The sequence below is a fragment of the Micromonospora matsumotoense genome (genome assembly GCF_050951065.1).
Classification (GTDB): domain Bacteria; phylum Actinomycetota; class Actinomycetes; order Mycobacteriales; family Micromonosporaceae; genus Micromonospora; species Micromonospora matsumotoensis.
The window spans coordinates 4,812,476-4,838,302 of record NZ_CP192025.1 but is presented as its reverse complement, the minus strand read 5'-3'; the positions used below and the strand labels follow the sequence as shown (position 1 = coordinate 4,838,302).

Annotated in this window: 11 protein-coding genes; 4 read left to right on the top strand and 7 right to left on the bottom strand. The window is 70.4% G+C overall.

The window, feature by feature from the left end:
* Positions 1 to 145: 145 nt before the first annotated feature.
* Positions 146 to 949 (bottom strand): alpha/beta fold hydrolase, encoded by an 804-nt coding sequence (locus tag ACQP1S_RS20795; RefSeq protein WP_432898073.1) that lies wholly within the window; start codon positions 947 to 949, stop codon positions 146 to 148.
* Between the two features lie 431 nt (positions 950 to 1,380).
* On the opposite strand from ACQP1S_RS20795, the gene ACQP1S_RS20790 reads away from it, so the two are divergent.
* The 4 genes from ACQP1S_RS20790 (at position 1,381) to ACQP1S_RS20775 (ending at position 7,702) form a co-directional block, all read left to right on the top strand.
* Complete coding sequence (locus tag ACQP1S_RS20790) at positions 1,381 to 2,421, top strand: ParB/RepB/Spo0J family partition protein (RefSeq protein ID WP_342670790.1); 1,041 nt, start codon at positions 1,381 to 1,383, stop codon at positions 2,419 to 2,421.
* Positions 2,422 to 2,599: 178 nt separating this feature from the next.
* Entirely contained in the window at positions 2,600 to 4,189 is a 1,590-nt protein-coding gene (locus ACQP1S_RS20785) for an MBL fold metallo-hydrolase (RefSeq protein WP_432898070.1), read from the top strand.
* Between the two features lie 37 nt (positions 4,190 to 4,226).
* Complete coding sequence (gene hppD / locus ACQP1S_RS20780) at positions 4,227 to 5,237, top strand: 4-hydroxyphenylpyruvate dioxygenase (protein ID WP_432898067.1); 1,011 nt, start codon at positions 4,227 to 4,229, stop codon at positions 5,235 to 5,237.
* Positions 5,234 to 7,702 (top strand): aminotransferase class I/II-fold pyridoxal phosphate-dependent enzyme, encoded by a 2,469-nt coding sequence (locus ACQP1S_RS20775; protein WP_432898064.1) that lies wholly within the window; start codon positions 5,234 to 5,236, stop codon positions 7,700 to 7,702. Before hppD ends, ACQP1S_RS20775 begins: the two co-directional genes overlap by 4 nt.
* Before the next feature lie 22 nt (positions 7,703 to 7,724).
* On the opposite strand, the gene ACQP1S_RS20770 is transcribed toward ACQP1S_RS20775, so the two are convergent.
* The 6 genes from ACQP1S_RS20770 to ACQP1S_RS20745 form a co-directional block, all read right to left on the bottom strand.
* Positions 7,725 to 10,061, bottom strand: coding sequence for an FtsX-like permease family protein (locus tag ACQP1S_RS20770; protein ID WP_432898061.1), 2,337 nt, complete (start codon positions 10,059 to 10,061; stop codon positions 7,725 to 7,727).
* The gene (locus ACQP1S_RS20765; RefSeq protein ID WP_432898057.1) at positions 10,058 to 10,768 is read right to left on the bottom strand and encodes an ABC transporter ATP-binding protein; all 711 of its coding nucleotides are present in this window, start codon (positions 10,766 to 10,768) and stop codon (positions 10,058 to 10,060) included. Before ACQP1S_RS20765 ends, ACQP1S_RS20770 begins: the two co-directional genes overlap by 4 nt.
* 9 nt (positions 10,769 to 10,777) lie before the next feature.
* Positions 10,778 to 11,755, bottom strand: coding sequence for a threonine ammonia-lyase (locus ACQP1S_RS20760; RefSeq protein ID WP_432898054.1), 978 nt, complete (start codon positions 11,753 to 11,755; stop codon positions 10,778 to 10,780).
* Between the two features lie 662 nt (positions 11,756 to 12,417).
* A complete protein-coding gene (locus ACQP1S_RS20755) occupies positions 12,418 to 12,714 on the bottom strand; it encodes a hypothetical protein (protein WP_432898051.1) in 297 nt (98 codons plus the stop codon).
* Positions 12,715 to 13,072: 358 nt separating this feature from the next.
* Positions 13,073 to 14,002 carry a GlcNAc-transferase family protein gene (locus ACQP1S_RS20750; RefSeq protein WP_432898048.1) on the bottom strand — a complete coding sequence of 310 codons (930 nt, stop codon included), beginning with the start codon at positions 14,000 to 14,002 and terminating at the stop codon, positions 13,073 to 13,075.
* Positions 14,003 to 14,071: 69 nt separating this feature from the next.
* Complete coding sequence (locus tag ACQP1S_RS20745; protein ID WP_432898045.1) at positions 14,072 to 25,819, bottom strand: DUF6531 domain-containing protein; 11,748 nt, start codon at positions 25,817 to 25,819, stop codon at positions 14,072 to 14,074.
* Between the last annotated feature and the right edge of the window lie 8 nt (positions 25,820 to 25,827).

Sequence of the window (25,827 nt, the reverse complement as noted above, 5' to 3'; positions counted from 1 at the left end):
CTTTCGTCGGGGTGCCCGGCCGGGCGCGACGCCCAAGGGCTGGGGTGGCGTGGTCGTCGACGTGTCCGGCGCCGGCTCCACGAGCCTGATCAGGCCGATCTCACCGCACCGTGCACTGGGTCGGCGAGTTCTGCCGGCGCTGGGATCAGTGCTTCTGCAGGAATTCGAGGATCGCGGCATTCACCTCGTCAGGACGTTCCAGGTAGCCCAGGTGCCCACACCCGTCGATCTGGACGAGGTCACAGCCGGGGATGGCCTCCGCCGTCTCCGCCACCAGGTGCGGCGGACAGATCAGGTCGTCGGTGAAGGCGATGGCCCGGCAGGGGGCGGTGATACCAGCCAGGGCGGGTCGTAGGTCGCCGAGACTGTCGATGACGGCCTCCTGGCCGATGGCGACGTCCTGACCGCCGGAGAGTTCCATGATGTCGATCCATCCGGCGATGACCTCTTCGTCGTTGAGGGTCGCGGGGGACAGCATCTCCAGCGCCGTCCGCACGGCCCGGTACGAGGCCGGAAGCACGAGGCCGCTCTCCCGCAACGCCTTGTCGGCAAGGGACATTCTTGCCCGCAGCACATCGGTGCGGGCGCGGGTGGCGATCAGGACCGCCGAGCGCACCAGGTGCGGCCAGCGGATCGCCACCGCCTGGGTGACGATGGCGCCGAGCGAGGTGCCGACGATGTGGCACGGACCGAGGTCGAGCGCCTCGATCAGGCCCTGCGTGTCGGCCGCGAGCTCGTCGAGGGTGTAGTCACCGGGCGGCACCGAGGACGGCGACACGCCCCGGTTGTCGAAGGTGACGGTTCGGTAACCAGCCTGTTGTAGCGCCGGTGTCTGGTGCATGGCCCACACGTGGCCGGCGGCTGACGATCCCATGATGAGCAGGACCGGGTCGCCGGTGCCCCCGCTCTGGTACGACAGCGTGATTCCGTTACTCGTTGCGAAGGGCACGAGGCGGCTCCTCTGCTGTGGTTGCCGAGGGCGCGCCGGGTGCGGAGAGTCGCGACGCCGTAAGGCAGTCGCCCCCGGGGTCGCTCGCTGCTGACGCATCTGCCGTGCACACGATGGCATCGGCCCGTGCCCTCGATCAATGTTCGTGGTCCGCCGTGGGAGTAGACGGTGTTCAACTGCCACTGTGCTGCACCTGAACACGACCAGGCTCTGGCAGGGCTTCAGCGGCGAGTCCCATACATCGGCCGGTGGCACACCCCGTGTGACCAGGTGATCTCTCTCCGGAGTGGAACTTCCATGCCAAACGTCTCGACCCGTTCGACGGTCGGTGGTTAGGATAGACCGGCACGCTATTTTATTCAGGTTTGTCAATGCACGGGCCGGTGGGAAGAGGGAAAGGTAATTCTGCCGACCTTTCGCACTAACGGGGAGTGCAATTGAATCAGTCGCAATTCTTCACCGTCGCAGCCGTGGGCTCGATACCTGAAAGTGTGTCCCCAGTTCAGCATCTCGATCTGTTGAGAGGTGGGGTCGCGCCGACGTGTCGGGTGCCGGTGAGCTCCCTTCTACCTGCGGATTCGCCGCGCAGCGAGGGTGAGGACCCGGAGCATATCCGGGTGCTTGCGAGTATTGAGGCGAAACTACCGCCCATCATTGTGCACCGGGCGACGATGAGAGTCATCGATGGCATGCATCGACTTGCCGCCGCAAAGCTCCGCAATGACGAGACGATCGGTGTTCGCTTCTTCGAAGGCACGGAACGGGAAGCGTTCGTGCTGGCCGTGAAGGCCAACATCGCCCACGGCCGTCCATTGTCGCTCAATGACCGGACGAGCGCGGCTGAGCGCATCATGGGGTCCCACCCGGCTTGGTCGGACCGAGCCATCGCGGTGGCCGCGGGGATCAGCGCACGGCTCGTGGGCAACCTGCGCCGACGACTCGCGGTGGAGGATGACTCGTTCGACGAGGCGCGGTCCCGAGTCGGCCGCGACGGGCGGATACGCCCGTTGGACAACGCGGAGGGACGCCTCAAGGCGGCCGAGGTGATCCGAGAGTCACCGATGGCCTCGCTGCGTGAGATCGGCAAGCGAGCGGGCATCTCCCCGGCGACTGCCAGCGACGTCCGCAAGCGGATCGAGCGCGGTGAGGACCCGGTCCCCGGCAACAACGAGCGAGCCGAGCGTCGGCCGGTGCGTCCGGCGCGCCGAGGCGGCGACCCGGCCGACGAACCAGACATCGAGGCGATGCTGCACGGGCTACGGGTTGATCCGTCGCTACGGTTCAGCGAGACTGGTCGAGATCTGCTTCGGTGGATTCTCTCCAAGGCGCTGCGGCCCGGTGAATGGGAGCACATCAGCGACGGGCTTCCGCCGCACGCCACCTATATTTTGGCCGATGTTGCCCGTCGGTGCGCCGACGAATGGCGTGAGATCGCCGACGACCTCGACCAGCGCTCCCGCCGCATGGCCTGACGTGGGCTGCAGCGTTGTCGCTGCCGACGCCGGGAAACGCCCACCCTCACTCTTCCCGGACGACTGGTCAGGCCAGAAGGGCTCGCGCCAACGAGGAACCATTCCGGCAATTCCCATACTTCCCCTGGTGCGCGTCCGGCCGGTCGTGCTGCACCATCTCCCAGCTGGAGGAACAGCGATGAACCCTGAAAGCGAACAGAAGTACCTCCGCTCCAATGTCATCATCGAGCCGCTGGTGGACCGGTTCTACGCCTGGCTGTACACGGTTGCACCGGCCCAGGCGGCAATGAATCTGGCCAATGTGCAGATGCCGCTGCTGGAGTCGTATCTGCACTCGCCCCAGGTGCATATCGCGGCCAGCAACAATCCGGAGCTGCGGGGTGGCTACTTCGTCAACATCGAGGAGTCCCGCGCCCACGAGGTCGCCACCCTCGTCGATGCGATCAAGCGCGACCGGGCAGACATGCTGGAGTTCGCCGCCGCTGTCGCCGAGGCGGAGGATCTGGTTCGGGAGAACGCCATCGGCTTCGATCTGTCCCCGCTGTACCCGAAGCTGCCGGCAGCGCTGCACGGTCTCGTCGAGCTGGCCTACGACACCAGCAACCAACCGTCGGTCCGGTTCCTCGAACCGCTGCTCTACCACAGCTCGGTCTACGACGAGCGCCGTCAGTCGATCCAGATCTCGCTCGACGACGGTGTGGAGCGGCCGTTCATCCTCAGTACCCCCCGCCTGCCCCGCCCCGGGGTGCTGGACCTGGCGATCCCGTTCCGGCACCCGGGCCTTGAGGCGCTGGTCCGGGCGCGGGTCGAGCCCACCACGCTCGCCGCGTTGCGCGAGGCCCTGGAACTCGACGATGAGCAGGCTGCCCTGCTGGAGACCATGCTCGACGACCAGCCGAGCCTGTCCCCGGACCGGCACATCACCAGCGGCGGGCGGATCCGCTACTTCGGCCACGCGTGCCTGGTGCTGCAGACGCCGGAGGCGGCCATCGTCACCGATCCCTTCATCAGCACGGACAACACCAAGGGCGGCCGCTACACCCTTGACGACCTGCCCGACTTCATCGACCTGGTGCTGATCACGCACGGCCACCAGGACCACATCGTCCTGGAGACCCTCCTGCAGTTGCGGGGGCGGGTCGGCAAGGTCGTGGTGCCGCGGACCTCCCGCGGCAATCTGGTCGACCCGTCGATGGGCCTGTACATGAAGCACCTCGGGCTGCCCGTCGTCGAGGTGGACGACTTCGATGAGATCCCGTTCCCTGGCGGCACGGTGATGGCGACACCCTTCCTCGGTGAGCACGCCGACCTCGACATCCGCGGCAAGTCCACGTACGCCGTCCGGCTCGCCGGGGCGTCCGTCTTCGTCGGCGCCGACTCCTCGGGCATCGACCCCACTCTCTACCGCTACATCCGGGAGAAGGTCGGGAAGGTCGACATGGCCTTCCTCGGCATGGAGTGCGACGGCGCCCCACTCACCTGGCTCTACCAGGGCCTGATCACCAAGCCGGTGAGCAAGAAGATGAGCGACTCCCGCAAGCTGTCCGGCTCCAACGCCGCGCAGGCGGCCGCGATCACCGTGAAACTCGGCGCCGACGAGGCCTGCATCTACGCCATGGGCGAGGAGTGCTGGCAGGGGCACGTCATGGCGACGACGTACACCGAGGACACCTACCAGCTCAAGCAGATCGACGAGTTCCTCGCCTGGTGCTCGGAGCACGGCATCACCGGTGAACACCTGCTCAACCAGCGGGAGTGGAGCTGGTGAGGCACCGCCCCGAGTCACATCGAGAGGAAGGCTGGCGATGAGCGCCCAGTCTCTGGCATATGTGGAGCTGTACGTCGGTGACTCACCGGCCGTCCAGGACTACTTCATGACGGCCATGGGCTTCACCCGTGTCGCGGAGTCGGTCACGGACCGCCACACCTCCTCGTTGCTTCGCCAGGGCGAGGTGGACCTGGTCGTCACCTCCGGGCCGGCAACGACGCAGTTCCTGAACGAACACGGAGACGGTGTCGCCGACATCGCCCTGAGTTGTGACGATGTTCCGGCGACGAGTGATGCCGCACGCGCGGCCGGAGCCGACGTGACGGTCGTCGACGGGCAACCGGTGGTCTCCGGCTTCGGCGCGGTGCGGCACACGCTCGTCCCCGCCGACTTCGGCCGGTGGCCGGCGAATCGGGTCAGGACGCGCCAGCCCGGCGCGCCGACTGAGTCGGGCCGGCACGTCCGACTTCTCGACCACGTGGCGATCTGCGTCGCCGGCGGATCGCTGCAGAGGGTCGTCGACTTCTACGGCGCTGGCCTCGGCCTGACCCCGTTCTCGAGCGAGTACGTCGACGTCGGTGGTCAGGCGATGGACTCGGTGGTGGTACGCAGCGCCTCCGGCGGGGTCACGTTCACGCTCGTCGCGCCCGACCTGGCCCGGAACCCGGGCCAGCTGGACGCCTTCCTGGAGCGCAACGGTGGACCCGGAGTGCAGCACCTGGCATTCCTGGTCGACGACATCCTGTCGGCAGTCGCGCAGTTCAGGGAGCGCGGCGTGACGTTCCTGAGCACGCCACGGTCGTACTACGACATGCTGGGCGAGCGGTTCCCGGAGATGGCGTCCGAGATCGGCGCGCTGCGGGCGGCGAACGTGCTGGCGGATCGGGACGAGTGGGGATATCTGTTGCAGCTGTTCTCCCGGTCGCCCCACGATCGGAACACCCTGTTCTATGAACTCATCCAGCGTCGTGGATCGCGCGGATTCGGCTCGCGCAACATCCGAGCGCTCTACGAGGCCGTGGAGCGTGACCGTCTGGTCGCGGAGTGACCGAGGCGCAAGCTCCAGGTGATGTCGTCGATCTGGCCGACTTCGCCCGTCTCGCCCGGCAGCGACTGGAGCCCGGGGTCTGGGACTTCATCGCCGGCGCCGCGGGGGACGAGCGTACCCTCGCGGCGAATCGGGCGGCCTTCGACCGGCTGCACCTCGTACCCCGGGTGCTGACCGGGTCCGCTCGGCCCACTGCGGAAACCCGCGTGCTCGGGCGTACCTGGGCCGCGCCGCTGGGCATCGCGCCCACCGCCTACCACACTCTGGTGAACCCCGACGGTGAGGTGGCTACGGCCGCTGCTGCCGGGTCAGCGGGGTTACCGTTCGTGGTGAGCACGTTTGCCGGGCGCTCGTTCGAGGACATCGCCAAGGCCGCCAGCGCGCCGCTCTGGTTGCAGGTCTACTGCTTCCGGGACCGCTCGACCACCCGTCGGCTGATCGAGCGGGCCGTGCAGGCCGGTTTCGACGCCTTGGTGCTCACGGTCGACGCGCCCCGGCTGGGGCGTCGGCAGCGGGACATCCGCAACGGATTCCGGTTGCCGATCGGGGTGTCCGCAGCCAACATCGCGGGCACCGACGGGCGTTCGCCCAGTAACCACGCGTTGGACGAGTTCGACGCGGGGCTGGACTGGTCGGTGGTGGGTTGGCTGCGTTCGATCAGCCCACTGCCGATCCTGTTGAAGGGCATCCTGCACCCGGCGGACGCCCGGCGGGCAGTCGACGTCGGGGTGAGCGGTCTGCTGGTGTCCAACCACGGTGGTCGGCAGCTCGATGGTGTGCCAGCCACCGTCGACGTCCTGCCCGCCATCGCCGCCGAGGTCGCCGGTGCCGTGCCGGTGCTGCTCGACGGTGGTGTACGCCGCGGTATCGACATCCTGATCTCGCTCGCGCTGGGAGCGGACGCCGTGCTGGTGGGCCGTCCGGTGCTGCACGGCCTAGCGGTCGGAAACCAGGAGGGCGTCCAGCAGGTACTGGACATACTGGTGGACGAGATGCTCGACGCGATGCTCCTCTGCGGCACCGCCACGGTCGCCGATGCTGGTCCGCAGCTCCTATTGGAACGAGGGCTGTCGCCGTCGCACGGCCCGGTTCGGACCGAACCGGTGCACGGGCCGGCCGCGTCGAGGCCATCGGTCGGGCTACTGAGGCAGGACCTGCATGCCAGCTTGAGCGACCCGGTGCTGGACACCATGAACTTCCTGAACGAGGTGGCGACCCACTTCCCGCGAGCGGTGTCCTTCGCTCCGGGACGCCCGTTCGGCCCGCTGTTTCCCGATCCGGAACTGATGTTCGATCACGTGCGGCGCTACCTGGCGCACCTGGAGGCCGGGGGTAGCTCGGCCGAGCAGATCCGGGAGCAGCTTCTCCAGTACGGGCCGGCCAGCGGGATCATCCGAGACCTGATCGCCGACTCGCTCCGGCTGGACGAGGGGATCGAGGTGTCTCCGGACGCGGTGGTGGTCACCACCGGAGCCCAAGAGGCGATGCTGTTGACCGTGCGGGCGCTGATCGCCGGCCCCGACGACGTCCTGCTTGTGTCCACCCCGTGCTATGTGGGCATCACCGGGGTGGCCCGACTGCTGGGCGTCACAGTGGTGCCGGTGCCGGAAGGGCCAGCCGGCTTCGATCCGGCCACGGTGGAGGCGGTGGTGCGCACCGAGCGGGCCCGGGGTCGTACACCACGCGCCTGCTACGTGGTGCCGGACCACTCGAACCCCTCCGGCAACACCATCCCGATGGCCGCGCGGGCCGCGTTGCTGGACCTTGCCGCCCGGTACGACTTCCTCGTTCTCGAGGACAGCCCGTACCGGCTGGTCAGCCCGGGCGGTCAACTCCCCACCCTGAAGAGGATGGACGATCGGCGTCGCGTGGTGCAGCTCGGCTCGTACTCCAAGACCTTCTTTCCCGGGCTCCGGGTCGGGTTCGTGGTAGCCGACCAACCGGTCACCGACGGCGCCGGGCAGAACACCCTGCTGGCCAAGGAGATCGCCAAGATCAAGAGCATGGTCACGTTGAATACCGCACCGCTGAGCCAGGCGGTGGTCGGCGGCATGCTGCTGGCGGGCGGGCGAAGCGCGACCGCCCACACCACGGAGTCGTCCCGGTTCTACGGCGATGCCATGGCGAGCACGCTGAGCCTGCTCGACAGGTGGTTCCCGGCCGAGCGCCGAGAGTCGCTCGGTGTGCGGTGGAACGCGCCCGCTGGCGGGTTCTTCCTCAGTCTTGAGGTCCCGTTCCCGGCGGACGAGGCCGCGCTTGCCCGATCCGCCGAGGAGTTCGGTGTGATCTGGACGCCCATGTCGTACTTCTATCCGGATGGTGGCGGTGAGACCAACATCCGGTTGTCGGTCAGCTACCTCTCCCCGGAACAGCTTGAGGAGGGCGTGGCCCGGTTGGCGCGGTTCATCACCGCCGAAGCCGCCCGCTGCCTCCCGGCTCGCTCGACAGCCCTTCCCCCGCTCTGACCGGCGGGGGAGGGCTCTCGGCCTACTCACTGCGCAACACCTGCCCGATCGGTAGGCGGGCCGCCGACCGTGCCGGCAGTAGCGCACCGATCGTCGCGATCACCAGCCCGGCCAGGGGCAGCAGGAGGACGACTGGAACATTCCAGACGTTCAGGAGGAACCCCGGGGTGTCGATCTGCGCTGCCCTGGCGGTCAGCGGCACGATCAGGCGGTGGGCCAACACGCCCAACGGTGTCCCGAGGAGCCCGCCGAAGATGCCCAGCGCTGCCATCGACACCACCGTCATCGTCACGACCTGGCTCGGCCGCATGCCGATCGACTTCAGGATCCCCAGATCGCGACGGCGTTCCCGGACGGTCAGCAGGACGGTGTTGAGGACGCCGAGTGCCGCGACGAGGCCCAGCAGCACCGACAGCGTGATCGACAAGCTCAAGACCGAGCTGCTGAAGGAGTTCGTTCCGCGGTTGTCCCAGGCGTACAGGCCGGGCGTGGCCGCGTTGACCCGCCGGACCAGGTCGGTCACGTCAGTGCCCGGCGTTTGTTCGATCTGGTAGAAGAGGTCGGAGCTGGGGAGCTGGTACCCGGGTGCCAACGCGTCGAGGGTCTGCCAGCCGGCGAAGAAGTCAGCCGATCCCACTCCGCTGGACAGCGTCGCACCGACAATCGACACCTTTCGGATCCGTTCGCCGAACTGGAGTGCGACGTCCTCGCCAACGCCGAACCCGCGCTCGTTCAGCACCGCGGTCGGTACGACGATCTCGTCCTCGCCGCGTAGCCAACGGCCCTCGACGATCATTCCCGCCAGTCCAGCGTCGGTGTCGCCGCGCAGGAAGCCGCCGCTCATCGTGCGGGTCTGCCCGGCAATGGTCACCGGCACGACCGTGCTCACGCTGAGGTGCGCGACCCCGGGCAGAGCCCGCAGCAGCGCCTCGGTCTGGGCGGCGTCCAGTTCGGGGGCGACCTGTCCGAAGGCCGGGTTCCCGGGGCGCATGGCGATCGGGGCGGCGTTGTTGACGTCGCTGACCTCCGCGTAGCGCGACACGGTCGCGGCCAGCCCACCGGCGAGCACCACGGTGGCCACGCCGAGCACCACGGCGGCCAGGGTCAGGGCGGTCCGTGCCGGCCTGGCGAACGGCTGTCCCAGTCCCAGGCTCACCGCGCGGGGCAACCGCGTGCCGCTGAGCCAGCGCTGTACGCCAAGGCCGCGCCCGGCACGCGGCGCGCTGCCTGCGCTGATCGCCTCGGCGGCGGAAAGCCGGTACGCGCGCGCGGCGGGCACCAGTGCGGCGACCACCACGACGGCCGGCACCGCGACAAGTACGACCACCGGCACCCACCAGGCGACGCCAACGTTTCCGCCGAACCCCGACCCGCTGAAGGCGTCGCTCAGTACCGAGCGTGCCACGAGGTAGCCGAGCCCAGTGCCGAGCACGGTGGCGACCATCGCCGGGAGCAGCGCGATGCTGAGGTAGACCAGCACGACCTGGCGCGGCGTGAACCCCAGGGCCTTCAGCACACCGATGTGCCGGAAGCCGGACACCACGGCCCCGCTGACGACGTTGCCGATGATGAGAATGGCCACCGCCAGGCCGAGTAGACCGAACGTGGTCAGGAACGGGATGTAGGCGCCGGGGCCGGCGGCGACCGCCTGCCGGACCGTCAACCAGGACTGGGAGCCCAGCAGGGCACCCTGGGGCAGTCCGTCGGTGACCGCCGAGGCGTGGGCCGCCACGGCCGCAGGCGTGTCGGCGTCGGCGAATCGATAGAGCACCTGGGCGGTGGTCGGCCCGAGCGCGACGATCTGGTCGGGGGGGACCCAGGCGTCGGCGGTCTGGCTCACGCTGTACGCCCGACCGACGATGGTCAGGGCGGAGCGCCCGGGTACCTCGATCCGCGCACCGAGCCGGCCCGGTCCGGACTCCGCGTCGGAGGGCGCGGCGTTGAGTACGATCTCGCCGGGCGCGGTGGCCCACCGGCCGGCCCACAGGTCGAGACGATCCACCGGGCCGCCCGGGTCGGCGCGGCCGACCACGGTCAGCGCGCCAAGTCCGACCGCGTCGCTGGAGTCAGCCGGCAGGTTGAGGACCGCCCGGGGGAACGGACCTGCGACCGCCTGCACGCCAGCGGAGCGGTCCACTGGCGGCGGAACTGCCGGGGCCTTGGTGGCGTCCAGCACCAGCACCAGGTGCGCGCCGTGTTGTGCGTCGAAGCTCCGGTCGAACGGTCTGGATGCCGCGCTGATGAGGGTCAGCGCGACCGTTGCCGTGGCGGCAGAGACCAGTACCACCAGACCGATCACGAAAGTCTGCACCCGGCGGCGGCGCACCGTCGCTCGGATCGCGCGCCAGGTGGCGGTCATGCCGTTTGCTCCAGCACCCGTTCACCGATGATCGCACCGTCGGCGAGTTCGACCACGCGGGTGGCCACCCGCTCGGCGAGCATCTGGTCGTGGGTGACCAGCAGCAGTGTCTGGCCACGCTGGTTGAGCGCGAGGAGCAGGTCGGCGACCTGGGCACCGGAGGCGCTGTCGAGAGCCCCGGTCGGCTCGTCGGCCAGCAGGAGCGCGGGCTCGTTCATCAGGGCGCGGGCCACCGCGACGCGCTGTCGCTCCCCACCGCTCAGCGTCGCCGGGTAGGCGTCCGCCCGGTCGCCGACGCCGAGTTCGGTAAGTCGTTCCCGGGCGCGCTGGCGGGCCTGAGCGGTAGGCACGCCGGCGAGCTGCCCGGCCAGCGCCACATTGTCCAACGCCGGTAGATCTTCGAGCAGGTTGAAGAACTGGAAGACCATTCCGATCCGCCGACGCCGGAAGAGAGCGAGGCCGGTTTCGTTCAACTGGCTGAGGTCCTCATCGTGCACCACGACGGAACCGGAGGTGGGACGGTCCACCCCAGCCACCAAGTTGAGCAGGGTCGACTTGCCGCAACCGGATGGCCCCATCACCGCGACCGCCTCGCCGGGCCGAACATGGAGTGACACGCCGCTGAGCGCTCGTGTCCCATCAGGGAATTCCTTGCACAAGTCCGTAAGACTTACGATCTCGCCTGATTCGTCACCTTTCAATGGCATATAGCCATCCTATGAGTGCGACCCCCACGGAACATCCGCCCACGGAATGTAGCCCGCGGGCGAGTCGGCCGGAGTCGCCGCGCCGGTGTCGCTGAGCAGCGACGCGAGCAGCTCCGGTTCGACGTTTCCACCGGAGAGCAGCACCCCCACGTCGACGCCGCGGCCGGCTGCGTACTGCGCCGCGCCGGCCAGCGCCGTGGCAGCGGCCGGCTCGACAGTCAGACCGGCGTGCAGGAACAACGCGCGCATCGCATCGGCGATGCCCGGTTCGTCGACCGTCACCACTGCGGCCACCCCGCGCTGGGCAAGCGCGAAGGGCAGGTCGCCGATCCGGTCGGGACGTAGCCCGTCCGCGATGGTGTACGACGCCGCGACCGACACCGGTTCTCCGGCGCGCAACGCTGCGGTGAACGCCGGTACCGCCTCCGGCTCGGCACCGACCACCGCCACCCCGTGGGGATGGGCCGCCAGGCAGGCGCCGGCGACGGCGCTTCCACCACCGATCGGGACCACCACGGCGTCCAACCGACCCCCTTCAGCGGCGACCTGTTCGATCAGCTCAGCCGTCGCGGTCCCCTGGCCGACCACCACCGAAGGGTCCTCGTACGGGTCGACCACGTCGTAGCGGTGCCGGTCCAGCAACTGCAGCACGGCGGCGACCCGCTCCGCCATCGTCGTGCCGGCGAACATCACCTCGGCACCCGTTTCCCGGATCCGCCGCACCTTCACCGCGGAGATGTCCGTTGGCACGACCAGCACGGCGGGGAGTCGGTGTCTGCGGGCGGCCAGGGCGACTGCGATGGCGTGATTGCCGGTGCTCTGCGCCAACACGCCCCGACTGCCCCGAGCGGCCAGGCGATCCACCGCCAGCAGCGCCCCGCGCAGTTTGAAGGAGCCCCCACGCTGCAGGTTCTCGGCCTTCATCCACAGTCGCACGCCGTAGCGGGCGGTCAGTTGGTCGGAGCGGAGGACCGGAGTCCGGCGCACCCTTCCGGTCAGAGCGCGCCGGGCCTGTTCGAGGTCTCGGTGGAGGAGTCGGAGCGCCGACGTTCCGGCCCGGGTGGCACCGTTCCCCTGATCGGACGGCACGGTTGGTCCCCTTCCTGATCGCGTCGGCCGCCCGTGGCGGGGTCGGGCGATCGGAATCCGACGAGACGGCGTTGTCGACCGATTGCGTTGGTCATCGTCACACGGGCCTCAATGCCCGGGAAGAGCCCGCTGAACAGGGCGCGCGACGGGCGGCGGGCACGCCCGGTGATGGTTGCGGCGGCCGGTGTCCTGGCACGTTCAACCGCGAAAGGTCGGCAGTCGAACGACCAGCCGGTGCGCGCCCAGCGCACGCCGTGCCGACCCGCACCGCCGCCCGCTCCGCACCACTGCCCGCTCCGCACCGTGAAGCGACCGCCGTCCGTGGGCAGCCGCCGCCTCCTGTGGGGTGGCCGTCTCCAGGAGGCAGCCGCCGAGGCTTCGTGCCATCACCGCCTCGCCCGGCCGGTTGCCGAATCGACGGCAGGTTTCCAGCGCCGCGAGCGTAGCCTGGTGCCAGCCCTCGTGATGTGCGCGCAACGCGCAGAAGTCCGCTCCCCATCCGGCCAGGCAGCGGGCCGCGCCAACGAGCCCTGCCCTGGCGCACGAGACGACGATGGAGGTCAGGGTTCCCGTTCCGACTCGAACCAGTCGATGGGTCTGCGGCGGGCAAGATCGACCACCCGTGGGGCGTCGAGGGCCGCCGGGATGCTGGGATCGTCGAGATGCAGCCGCTCGCAGCGAAGCTGCTGCTGAACGTGCCGGGCCAGGGCCAACCAGGCGGCCGCGACCCGAGACAGCGCTTCCGTCCAGTCGGTTGCCTCGATTTGCCGGTCCAGGCATTCGCCGGCATACCGCCTGGTGACCTCGTGCAGCCGAAAGCGTGGTTGGCCGGCCTGGTCGAGACCGATCGCGTCCACCAGCCGGGCGTCCAGCAGTTGCCGGTAGTGGCGGGCGACGAGGTCGGCGGCTGGGTAGCGGCGCGGTCGAGCAGGTGGTGATCAGCCGGAAGTCGTCGACGTGGTGGCCGGTCGTGGTGGTGATGCTGATCCGGGCCTCGATCACGCGGACGTGCTGTCCGCCGAAGACCGACCGCCAGGACCCGCCACGGTGGCGGCGGATCAAGGGGAGCCCTGGCCCGGCCGTTACCAGTCGTCCACGGCGTTCCGTCGGACGACTCCGTCGCGCGCACCCGACGGCCAGGGTGGCGCCGTCGGGTGCGTACGCGAGTGAGGTGACCGGGCCGTACCGGCTGACGGGCTCGGTCCCGGGGGCGGGTCACGCGGTCAGCAGCGCGGGGGGACGGGGAACCGTGCCGGCCTGTGCCTCCGCGGTCGCGGTGCAGGTCGTGAAGTCGACTCCGACGTACTCCTGGTAGGCAGACATCGGGCGAACCGGGCCGATGCCGAGCCCGCCGACCATCGCGTACCGCAGGATGGCGAGCACCCGGCGGCGGCCGGCCCGGTCCAGGTCGTACCAGTAGTCGGTGCCGGGGACGCGGTGATCCATCCAGTGCCGGAACTGGTTCTCGCGGATGTAGTAGTGCCAGGCCAGCACCTCCACCGGGTGGAACAGGTCGTACCCCCAGGTGAACGCGCGGGTGGCGAGGTTGATCTCCTCGCCCTGGTAGTAGATCCGGCCGTCGTAGGGCACCTCGCGGACGAACGACCCCGGGGCGAAGAGGAAACCGGCGGCCACGAAGCGCGCCGGGATCGGCGCGGTCGCCGCCTGCCACTCGGGGATGCGGAAGTGCTTGAACTGCGGTAGCCCGTCATGGGTCCAACCACTCAGGAAGATCAAAGTCGGCTCGCCCCCACCGGTGAACTCCACCGCCGGGTCGTACGTCGGGGGATAGCAGCTCAGGATCGGCTTCGCCACCCCGGTCTGCTCGGCCATCGCGATCAGCCGGGAGTCCCAACCGGGTGCGAACCGGGTGTGGCTGTCCACCTGTAGGTACCAGTCGGAGTCGACGTAGTTCTTCTGGATCTCCGCCCGCGCCCAGCAGACACCACGGCTGCGCCCGGCGTCGAACTCGAGCACCGTGACCCGGGGATCGGCCTGCAACGCCGACACGTCCTCGCCGCCGAGATGCTGCCAGTTGACGACGACGCGCAACTCGTCCGGGTGGTCGGCCTTCGCCAGGCAGTCCAGCACGGTCGGCACCAGCTCCGGGTCACGGTACGCCGCGACCGAGACGAAAATGCTCACCACACCTCCGTGGAATGATGCGAAAAGGGGGCCTGCCCCGATCACCGAAGTGATCGGGGCAGGCCGTGGTCAGCTGACGGGCAACGGAGCCACCCGGGACTCGACCAGGAAGCGGTCCGTCGCCGGGTCGAAGTAGCGCGAGCCGTCGTACTCCAACCCGGTCTCCGCGTCCAGGTACCGCCCGCCGAGCCGCAGCGGAACGCCGTCCGGGTCGTCCGGCCGGCTGCCGTCGGTGCCGACGAGCACCATCGGGGCACCCGCGACATCGGCCAGTACGGCGTGCACCGCGCCGTCGGTGATCTGGGCAACCGGATCCGCCATCGCCGGGTGGTACTCCCACGCCGTCGTGGTGACCCTGCCGCCGCGATCCCGGTGGTGCTGCTCGACCAGCAGACCACCGGACCAGACGAACTCCGTCTCCTCCTGCACCGCACCGTCCGTGCCGCACAGCTGCTTGGCGATCCGCCGGCCGAACGCGTCGTACCGGTAGCGCCACCGGTCACCGCGGGGCGTGGTGACCGAGGCCAGCCGGTCCTGGTGGTTCCAGGACAGGTGCCAGTCACCGTCGGCGCCCGACCGGACAGCCGGCCGGCCCAGCGCGTCCACCGTGTACCGGACAGCACCGTGCCCGCCCGGTCGCTCGGCGAGCGCAGCCGCCGGGTCGGCGTCCCGCTCGATCGTCAGACCCGCGTCCCAGACGCGGCTCACCTCGCGTGGGCCGTCGTAGGCGAACCGGAGGTGCTCCCCGCCGGCCACCAGCACGGCCGGCCGGCCGGACTCGTCGTACGACCACTGCGTCGACGCGCCGGAGGGACGGGTCCGCCCGGTGATCGCGCCGAACTGCTCGCTGTAGGAACTGGCGACCGTGCGCCCGTTCACCGTCTCGGCGACCACCCGGCCGGCCGCGTCGCGCGCCAACCGGATCTCCGAGTCGGCGTCGTCGGCCGCGACGACGCGGCCGGCCGCGTCGTACGCCAGCCTGGTGACCGTGGTGCCGGTGCGGCGCTCGACCACCCGGCCGAGCACGTCGTAGCTGAACCGGGTCACCTCACCGGCCGCGTCGGTGTGCGCGACGAGCTGCCCCGCGGCGTCGTACGCGTACCGCTGGGTGCGGCCGTCGAAGTCGGTCTCTGCGATCATCCGGCCGTTCGGGTCGTACGTGTACCGCCACGTCCGACCCTCGGGGTCGGTGATGGTGGTCAGCCGCAGCTCGGTGTCGTAGGCGTACCCGGTGCGGTTGCCCGCATCGTCGATCCGGGCGGTCACCAGGTCGAACGCGCCGTATTCGAGGAACGTGCGGCGGCCGGTGGCGTCGAGCGACTCGACGAGGTTCCCCTCGCCGTCGTACGCGAACTTCTCGACGCTGCCGTCCGGGTTCTCCCGCCAGGCCAGATCGCCCTCGAGCGTCCAGCCGAACTCGGTCACGCCGTGGTCGTCCTCGACGAGGACGACGCGGCCGAGGCTGTCGTACTCGTACCGGGTCTCAGTGCCACTCTTCGTGACCGACGTGACCAGCTTCGCCGCGTTGCGGACCATGGCCGTCGCACCGGCCTGGGTGACCGTGCCCGGCCCGTCCTCGACCGGCCGGTCGAAGCGCACCACCTCGCCGGCGGCGTCGGTCTCGGCGACCACCCGCCCGTCGGTGTCGAACGCCCGGTGCCGGGTGCTGCCGTCGAAGTCCCGCCACGACGTCGGACGGCCGAACTCGTCATAGGTGATGGTCGACTGGCTGCCGTCCGCCCGGGTGACCGTGGCGCACCGGCCGTCCGCATCGTGGTCGAAGGTCGTCGTGCGGCCCAGCGGGTCGGTCCGTGACCGGAGCCGGTTCGCGCCGTCCCACTCGGTCCGGGTCGTCGCACCGAGCGCGTCGGTCTCCGCGACGACCTGGAAGCGGTCGTTGAGCTCGTACCTGCGCACCGCGCCGAGGGAATCGGTGACGACGGTCTGGCCCTTCTGGTACTCGAACCGGTACCGCAGGTAACCACCCTTGCCGTCGGTGCCGACGCAGCGACCGGCCTCGTCATAGGTGTAGGAGTACCACTCGCCGTTGCGGTCCTCCCACCGCACGATCCGGCCGTCGGTGTAGTCGAACCGCTCGGCGTCGCCCGAGCTGTTGAGCACCTCGACGAGGTTGCCCGCGCCGTCGTACTCGAACTGGTACGCGGCCTGCATCGCGCCGACCTGGTTCGGCAGCCAGAGCATCGTCACCCGACCGGAGGCCGAGCTGAAGCCGACCTGGGCGCCGGCGGAGGAGCGCAGCTCGATCGGGGTGCCGGCGCTGTCCCGGGCGATCGACCAACGGAGATCACCCTCGGCCACGTCGCTGAGCACCGACTCCGCGTCGTTCGCGGGAGCGAACACCAGTGCGCGACCCGAGACCGGATCGGTCAGCAGCCAACCACCATCCACCAGCCGGCGCAGCGGCAGCGCCCGGCCGACCTGCGGCAGCGTCACCTCACCCACAGCGGGCAGCGGATAGGTGAGCATCGACCCATCGGCGGCCAGGTAGCGAACCTGATCACCGGAGACGACGACGCGCTGGTCGAGCGTGGAGGCCCAGGAGCGGCCGAAGGACCGGCCCCAGCGGTAGTCGGAGCGGTACGTCCGCTCCAACGTCAGGCCCGGCAGCACGACGTCGGTCTCGGTCAGGATCATCCGGCCGGTGGTCACGTCGATGGGATCGGCGGCGGTCGGCGTCTGCTCGGTGCTCTTGGCCACCGCGTCCGGTGTCACCTCGGTGAACGGTGCGGTCGGGGGGTAGGTGGCCGGCTCCCCGGTTCGACGAGGGGCGCGGGCGTAGTCGTGGTAGTTGTCCTCGTAGATGTCCTCCTCGGTGTAGTAGCGGTCCTCGGTGGTCTGGTTGTCGTCCCAGTCGTCGTCGGTCTGCGTCGTCGGGTCTTCGGGGGTCATGGCGACGTAGTCCGCGACGTGCAACCGGAAACTGTGGAACAGCTCCGCCCGGACGCGGTGCACCGCTTCCTCTTCGGACAGCGGTGGCCGGCCCTGTGCCGCACGTTGGTCGTTGATGAAGTTCGCGATCCCGCGCATCGTCTGCGGGGTGGCCGGGAAGGTGAAGCTGTACGTCGGATCTTCCGCCGGATAGTTGCGTACCGGTGGGATGGCGTTGCCGTACTGCTGTGCACCACCGGGGTAGTTCACGTCGCGGCTGAAACCGGCGCCGGTGGTGAGCACTCCGACCGGTGCCGCGCCCGCAGGCGCGTCCGCGGTCACCGCTGCGGTCGTCGTCGGTAGGGACCCGGTCAACACGTAGGTGAAGGTGGAGTCCGTCTCGCCGTCGGGTAGGCCGATACCGCGCCCCGCGCCGGGCCGGACACCCTCGTTGTGGATTGCGCTGTAGTTCGCCAGGCCGGTGACGTGCAGGTTCACCTGCACGCCGGGCGGCAGGCTGCCGGCCCTGCGGAACTCCTGTTCCAGTTGGGTCAGGTTCGCCGGTGTCGGTGTTCCGAACGGCGTGTACACGGTCCGTTCCGCAGCCCTCGATCCCCGGATGCTCTGGGCCGCGGTGGGCCTGCTCCGGGAGGAGGTCTGCCGGTCACGCTGACGCCGGACATCGTCGCGTTCCTGCTGGATCATCTCCATCAGTTGGCGCCTGGTGCGGTCCAGCCGCCGGATCCGGGAACGGTTCAGGGTCCGAAGCCGGACGGCAGGCGTGTCGTGGTAGGCACGCCAATTGTCCAACGACACCCGGAGGGCGTTGAGGGCGAAGTCGCGTTCGCCGAGATCGTCCCGACGGAGCCCGAGGTATTCCCGCAGCGCCGTCTGCACCGACGACCACTGTGAACTGTCGGTCGTCTCCTCACCCAGGGTGTCGCGTACCCGGTTCGAGGACAGCCACGCGTCCGGCCCCGCCGACGGCGTCCGACTTCTACTCGGAGTACTGACGTAGTCGGTCGATCCGTCCTCGGTCCCGGCCGAGGGGTCGTCGGGTGCGGCGTCCGGTGGCACCGCCTCGGGTCCGGTCGACCGGCCGGGGTCCGGCGGGACGACCTCCACGGGCAGCCGCGAGATCCGGTCGAGATCGCGCTGCTTCAGCTCCGGCCGGTCCGCCGCATCGATGGTCGTCATGATCGAGTTGTCGGGAGCGGGTCGGTGTCGCCGCAGCACCCACCTGACCGGCCTGCCGTCGGAGTCCAGGACGGTGTTCTTGCCATCGAGCAGGTACTGGTCGAACAGCCCCAGGAAGTGCGCACCCTCGTGCACGACGTCCAGGGCGGTGGTGTCCGGTGACCAGACGACCTGGGTCGTGCCGGCATTCCCACCGGTCACCCTGATCGAGCGGTGTGCGTGGGGTGCGGTGTCGACGAGATTCATGGTGAAGTTGAACTGGTCCTTCTTGGGACCGATCCGGTACTTCTGGTTGTAGAAGTCGCTGAATACGCGCTCGTACTCTTCCCGCTTGGCGGGCGGGAACACCTCGGCCGCTCGGGAGTCGTCCGGACGCAGTTGCAGCAGCAGTTCGAAGTCCTGGATCCGGCGGCCGTCAGCCGTCACCAATTCCCGGTAGTTGAACGCCAGGTCGCGTCGCTGGGCGCCGATCGACGGCTTGACGGGCGCGAAATCGGGAACCTCCAGGCCCGCCTCGCGGTAGGAGTCACGTACCACCTGGGGGATGGACGGGTCCTTGGCCTGCCTCTCGACGACGTCGAAGACCGTCGTCGCCTTCACCACCCGTGGGGGCACCTGCCTGCGGAGGGCCTCGATCTCCTCCGGGGAGACCCATGCCGGGTCCGGCGGCCCCGACCGCTCCACTGTGACCTCGCCGGTCTCCCGCGAGCCGGTCGGCGCACGCCCGTAGTCGTCGTAGTTGTCGTAGTAGACGTTCTCCTCGGTGTAGTAGTTGTCGTCGGTGGTCTGGTTGTCGTTCCAGTCGTCGTCGGCGGTCTGCGTCGTCGCAGGGCTCTGGGGCAGCGCGAGGTAGTCGGCGACGTGCAACCGGAAACGGTGGAACAGTTCGGCCCGGACGCGGAGCATCGCTTCATCGTCGGACAGCGTCGATCGGCCCTGTGCCGCACGTTGGTTGTTGATGAAGTCCGCGATCCCCCGCACCGTCTGCGGGGTGGGCGGGAAGGTGAAGCTGTACGTCGGGTCGCCCGCCGGATAGGTGCGTGCCGGTGGGATGGGGTTGCCGTACTGCTGTGCACCACCCGGATAGTTCACGTCCCGGCTGAATCCGGTGCCGGTGGTCAGTACCCCGACCGGTGCCGCACCCGCAGGCGCGTCCGCGGTCACCGCCGCGGTCGTCGTCGGTAGGGACCCGGTCAACACGTAGGTGAAGGTCGAGTCCGCGCCGGCTCCCGGCAGGCCGATACCGCTTCCCGCGCCGGGCTGGAGACCTTCGTGCCGGATCGCGCTGTAGTTCGCCAGCCCGGTCACGTGCAGGTTCACCTGCACGCCCTCCGGCAGGCGGCCGACCCCGTCGAACTCCTGCCGCAGTTCGTTCAGGTTGGCCGGCGCCGGTGTTCCGAACGGCGTGTACGCGGCCGGCTCCGCAGCCCTCGACCCCCGGATGCTCCGGGCCGCGGTGGGTACGCTCCGAGCGGAGGAGGTCGCCCGGTCACGCCGACTCCGGATGTCGTCGTCTTCCGTCTGGATCAGGGCTCTCAGGTCGCGCCTGATCTCGTTCAGCCGTCGAATTCGGGAACGATTGAGCGTCCGAGCGTTCGTGTCCCACCGATCGTGATACTGACGCCAGTTGTGCAACGATCCCTCAAGAGCGCGGAGGGCGAGCCCTCGCTGATCGAGATCGTCCCGACGAAGCTCGCGATACTCCCGCAGCGCCGTCTGCACCGGCAACCACCGTGAGGTCTCGCTCGTCTCCTCGTTCAGGGCACGCCGCACCACACTCGAAGACAGCCACGCCTCCGGCCCCGCCGACGGCCTCCGACTGCTGCTCGGAGCGCCCACGTAGCCGGCCTCGTCGTCCTCGCGGCCTCGGCGGCGGGGCGCGGCGGCGGGGGCCTCGTTCAGGTTGTCGTCCCGGTCGACGTCCGGACCCGACTGGGGGAGCGGCTGAAGCTGTCGTTGGATGCTCTCCAGCGTGGGGTTCTCGGACGAGAGCTGTTCCGTGAGGCTGGACGGTGCGGCGGCGGACTCGGAGTACCAGTCGTGGGCGTGCGGCGACGTGCCGACGGTCGACGGGTTCGACGGCGGGCGCAGGGCCGGGCGCGGCTCGTGCCGGATGCGCTGACTGCCGTCGGGCTGGAGGGTCACCACCTGCGCCAGTGGAGGCATGCCGTACAGCGCCTCCGGCGGTGGCGGGGCGGCCCGGTCCGGCAGTTGGCTGGGCTCACCGTCGAGGGTGACGGGACGCGCCGGATCGTGGTCGCCGAGCGGGTCCAGTGACGGCTGGGTCACCGTGCAGTTCGTCAGGCCGAGCGGGTCCGCGACGGTCAGCGGGTCCGGGACGTACGCCGTGGGGTTCGGCCCACCGGCCAGGCCGATCGGGTCGGGGCTCAGATAGCGTGCCGTCGCGGGATCATAGAACCGGAACCGGTTGTAGTGCAGGCCGGTCTCGGCGTCGAAGTACTGCCCCGGGAAGCGCAGCGGGGTGGCCGCGCCGTGGCCGCGACCCCACAGATCGCTGCGTGACCACCAGTGCAGCGCGCCGGTCGCCTCCACCAGGTGGGTCGGCGTGCCGATCCGGTCGGTGACGACCGTGCGCAGCAGGTCGCCGTCGCGCTGGGCCAGCGGCGTCGATCCGTCCTGCCGGTAGTCCCACGAGGTGGTGGAGGTGGTGCCGTCCGCGTCCCGATGGGTCTGCTCCACCACGAGGTCGCCGGACCAGGCGAACCGCACCTCTTCGAGCACCCGGTCGTCGCTGGCGAGGCGTTGCTTGAGGATGCGGCGGCCGAAACCGTCGTAGCGGTACCGCCAGCGATCCCCGCCGGGGGTGACCACCTGCACCATCCGGTCCTCTGCGTCCCAGCCGAAACGCCACACGCCGGCCGCGTCGACCCGGAGGACCAGCCGGCCCTTCCCGTCGTACTCGAACCGGGCGTCGTCCGACCGCACCAGCATGGTGCCGTCGAACTCCCACCGGTCGCCGACCGTGCCGGCCAGGTTGCCGGCCTCGTCGTAGGCGTACCGTTCCCGCTGCTCCCCGTCGGCGGTCACGGTGTGGACCCGGCCCACCTCGTCGGCGTGGAAGGACCGCTCGCCGGCAAGGGAGTCACCGATCGCGGTGATCCGACCGGTGGCGTCGTAGCGGAACTCACGCTCGGCGGTGTCGGCGATGCGCTGGGCCGCCAGCCGTCCGGCGGCGTCGAAGCTCTGGCGCAGCGCGACCACGTCGTCGACGGTTCGGCTGATCTCCCGCCCGGCGGCGTCGTGCCGGAACCGCATCAGGTGCCGGCCGGTGGCCAGGCTCTCCGGTCGGCCGTCGGCGTCGAAGGTCCACCGGCTCGACCGGCCCGACGGTGTGGTGCGGGCCTGCACCCTGCCCAGCTCCGGGTGGTACGAGGTGTGGACGGCCTCGCCGTTGACGGTCTCGGTGATCACCCGGCCCTGCTCGTCGCGCGCGAACCGGACCACCGCGTCGGGGCTGAGCACCGCCGCGAGCCGGCCCTGCGCGTCGTACTGCAGCCGCGTCACGGCGTCGCCGACGCGCCGCTCGGTCACCCGTCCCAGCAGGTCGTAGGCGTAGTGGGTGGTGTCACCGGCCGGGTCGGTGTGCGCGACCAACTGACCCGCGGCGTCGCGGGCGTACCGCTGGGTGCGGCCGTCGAAGTCGGTCTCCTCGGTCAGCCGGCCGGCCGCGTCGTAGGCGTAGCGCCAGACCCTCCCGGCCGGGTTCGTGACCGCGACCAGCCGTAGCTCGGTGTCGTAGGCGTACTCCGTGCGGTGGCCCGCCTCGTCGACCCGCGCTGTCGGCAGGTCGAACGGCCCGTACTCGATCCGTACCGTGCCGCCTGCCGCGTCTGTGCTCTCCACCAGGTTCCCCTCGCCGTCGTAGTGCCATTCCTGCCGGTAGCCGGCCGGGCCGACGAGCGACGCCAGGTCGCCCTCGGCAGTCCAGCCGAACTCGGTGACGGCCCCGTCCGGGAGCCGCGCCGATCTGGGACGTCCCAGACCATCAAGATCAAAAATCGTCCCGGGTACGCGGTGCGGGCGCGCACCGATCACCGGGGAGTTCACCGTGTTGCCGTCCGGGCGGGTCAGCACGGTCGGCCGACCCCGACCGTCGTAGCCGAACCGGGTGGTCCGGCCGAGCGGGTCGGTACGCGACAGCAGCCGGTTCGCCGCGTCCCACGTCAACCTCGTCGTGGCGCCGAGCGGGTCGACGATCGCGACGACCTGGCGGCGTGCGTTGAGCTCGTACCGGTGTGCACCGCCCAGCGAGTCGGTCGCGATGGTGACGTCGTCGCCGTACTCGAACGCGTACCGCAGATAGCCGCCGTTACCGTCGGCGAGCACGCACCGGCCCGCCTCGTCGTAGGCGTACGAGTACCACTCGCCGTTGCGGTCGGCCCACCGCACGATCCGGCCGTCCTCGTCGTAGTCGAGCCGGACCGGGTCGCCGGACGAGTTCCGCACCTCGACCAGGCGACGTCGGTCGTCATAGCCGAAGGTCGGCAGCTCGACCCGGTCGTGGACCTCGCCTGCGGACACGAACAGCGCACCGGTCACCAGGCCGTCGCGGCTGCGCAACCGCACCCGGTCTCCGGTTGCCGACTCCAGCAGGACGGGAGTGCCGGCGTCGTCCCGGGTGATGTGCCACCGCGTGCGGGCCGTGGCGACATCGGAGAGGATTGCCTCGCGGCCGTCGCCGGCGGGGGCGAACAGCAGGACGGTGTCCTGCTGGGTGAGCGACCAGCCACCCCCGGCCAGTCGGCGCAGCGCAGCGGGGCGGCCGAGCAGCGGCAGCGCCTCGCCACCTTCGGCGGGCACGGGGTACGTGAGAATCGAGCCGTCGGCGGACAGGAACCACACCCGCCTGCCGTCGGTGACGACCCGCTGGTCCAGAGTGGACGACCAGCTGGGGCCGAAGGAGCGGCCCCAACGGTAGTCCGAGCGGTGGGTACGCTCCAGGGCCAGGCCCGGCAGGCTGAGGTCGGTCTCGGTGTAGATCATCCGGCCGGTGGTCACGTCGATCGGGTCCCCGGCGGTCGGCGTCTCGGCCGTCGACTTCGCGACCAACGCGACCGGTACGTCCCGCAGCGTCGGCACCGAGCCGGGTGGCGCAACTGCGGCGGAAACCAGCGAGCGCCGGCCGTCCCCGCCATCGGATGGCGGCCCCGGCGCCTGAACCGGCGGCGGCACGGGTCGGGGAGACGACGGCACCGGCTGAGTCATGCGTTCGGCGCGGTCGACAGCGAGGTCCGGCACCCTCTCGTCGCCTGGCCCGTCCACCGTGGTCGCCGCCTCAGGTGTGGGCGGTGGTGGCGCCTCGGCGACGGCTTGCGGAAGCGGCTTCTGCGCGGTGGTCGGAGGCGGAACCTGCTCTCGCCGGCCGACCCCAGTCGACGCCGATGCGCCCGACGTCGCCGGGCCCGACGACGATGCGCCCCGGACGGCCTCGGCAGGCTGAGCCGGGAGGGAACGATCCGGTAGCGGGTTCGTCGGGAGCACCGGTACCGGTACCGATCCAGCGGACTCCGGGTCGGACCCCACCTCCGTTGGCGTCGGCGTCGCACGGCCGGTCGGGTCCGGAACCGGGCCGACGGTTGCCGACGGGCCTCCCCGAGTGGTGGTCGTCTCCGTCGTGCCTGACGGCTCGGTCGCGGTGGTGCCGGCCACCTGGCCGGTCGAGAGCGGCCCGGCACCGCTGCCGGTCGTCTCGGCCGGGGTTTCCACCCGCACCGGAACTCTCAGCTGACCCGAGTCGGTGGGCATCGGTCCGGGCTGGCCGATCTCGGCAGATGTGCCGCGGGGCTGGGTCGGCTCGGCGGAGACGCCGCCGGGTTGTGCCGGTCCCGCCGGGGTGCCGGCGGGCACGGCCGGGGTGCCGGCGGGTGTGGTTGGGGTGCCGGCGGGCACGGCGGGTGTGGTTGGGGTGCCGGCGGGCACGGCGGGTGTGGTTGGGGTGCCGGCGGGCACGGCGGGTGTGGTTGGGGTGCCGGCGGGCACGGCGGGTGTGGTTGGGGTGCCGGCGGGCCCGGCGGGTGTGGTTGGGGTGCCGGCGGGCCCGGCGGGTGTGGTTGGGGTGCCGGCGGGCCCGGCGGGTGTGGTTGGGGTGCCGGCGGGCCCGGCGGGTGTGGTTGGGGTGCCGGCGGGCCCGGTGGGAGTGGCTGGCGTGCTGCCGGGTGTGGCTGGGGTGCCGGCGGGCGTGGCCGGCATGCCGCCAGGTGTGGTGGGGGTGTCGCCGGGTGTGGCCGGCGGAACGCTCTGCGGGGTCGGATGCGGCGTGGTGGGGTCGACGGCGGCCGGCTGCTGGTTGACGACCGGGGGCGGTCCCTGCGCCTCCACCGGGGCTGGCGGCGGCACGGTCAGATGCTGTGTCGCGATGCCGTCCGGTGGCCTCGAACCGGCCGAGCCCTCCGGCTGGTTGGCGTCCGAGGGAGCGCCGACCGGGCTCGCGGGGGCGCCAGGGCCGGGGGTCGTGGACCGGACCGGAGGCGAGTCGAGGCCCGGCAGGCCCTGGTTCGCACCCGGGATGGGCGTGGTGTCCGACTCCGGCGTACGCCCGGAGTCGGCGGCACCCGACCCCGGAACGTGCCCCGGTCTGCTGCCTTCCGTGTTCGGGCCGCCAGCGACCACGTCACCCGTACCCGCCGTCCCGCCGGGGTTCCGGGGACCGTGGCCGCCCGCCCGCGCCGGCGGCCTGTCGCCGCCGGCGAGTGCTGCCGGGCCTTCGGCACCGGAGCCCCCCGGGAGCCCTCCGCCGCCAGGTCGGCCGGATCCGTTGACGTCTGTGCCGGCGGCGGCGAGATCCTTGAGCCTGCCGGGTCCGTGGAGGTCGGACGCGTCGGGTTTCCCGGAGCCGCCACCGAGCGCCTCCCCGAAATCTTGTGCGTACCGGTCGGCGTAGCTGCCCACTGCGGACGACACGGCGGTGGCCAGCGGGTTGAATTCCCCCCCTGCGCCAAGCATCAACATGAAGGTGTACTCGCCGAGCAGTTCGCCGATCACCCCTGATCCGGCCTGGCCGTGCGAGGTGCCGGAGAACTTGGGGAAGAACTTGCCGCCGATCTGGTGTACGCCACCGGCGACGCCGCCGATCCAGGCACCCGCACCGACAGAGAGGAAGAAGTCCGAGAAGTCGAAGCCGTCGCTCTTGTTGTCCTTGGCGATCACGATGGCCTGGGCGGCGACGTTTTCGGCACCCTCCTGGGCAGCTTCCCCGGCGGCTTCCGCCGCGAGGCGCAGGCTCAGCCGCAGGAGGTCGCTCTGCAGCCCGTTGAGGAGGTCCTGCGCCCACTTCTGGCCGATTCTCAGGTACGCCGGGACGAGCGAGGCGCCGAAGCCGGTCGCCATCGCCGAGGCGATGCTGAGGACGATCGTGAACGCCGCGGTCACGATCTGGACCTGTCCGTAGTCGATCTTCTCGTTGGCCAGGTTCGCGATGTATCCGGCGGTCAGGGCCTTGCGGGTACCCGACGGGATCGGGTGGGTGATCGACTTCTGGAACTGGGCGAACGCGTCGGCTGCGGGACCGTCGAGATTGCCCCGCAGCCCGGCGCCGAGCGACTGGGTCGCCGCCATCCCGCTGAGCAGGTTCCGCCCGAACTGGTCGAGTTTGACGCTGAGCGCCTCCAGCTCCGACGGGTCACCCTTGGGAAACTGCTCACCGATGGTGTAGAGGATCGCGTCGTACGCCCACTGCCAGTTCGGGTCGTTCGGAATGTGGAAGTCGCCCATGGGTGGAT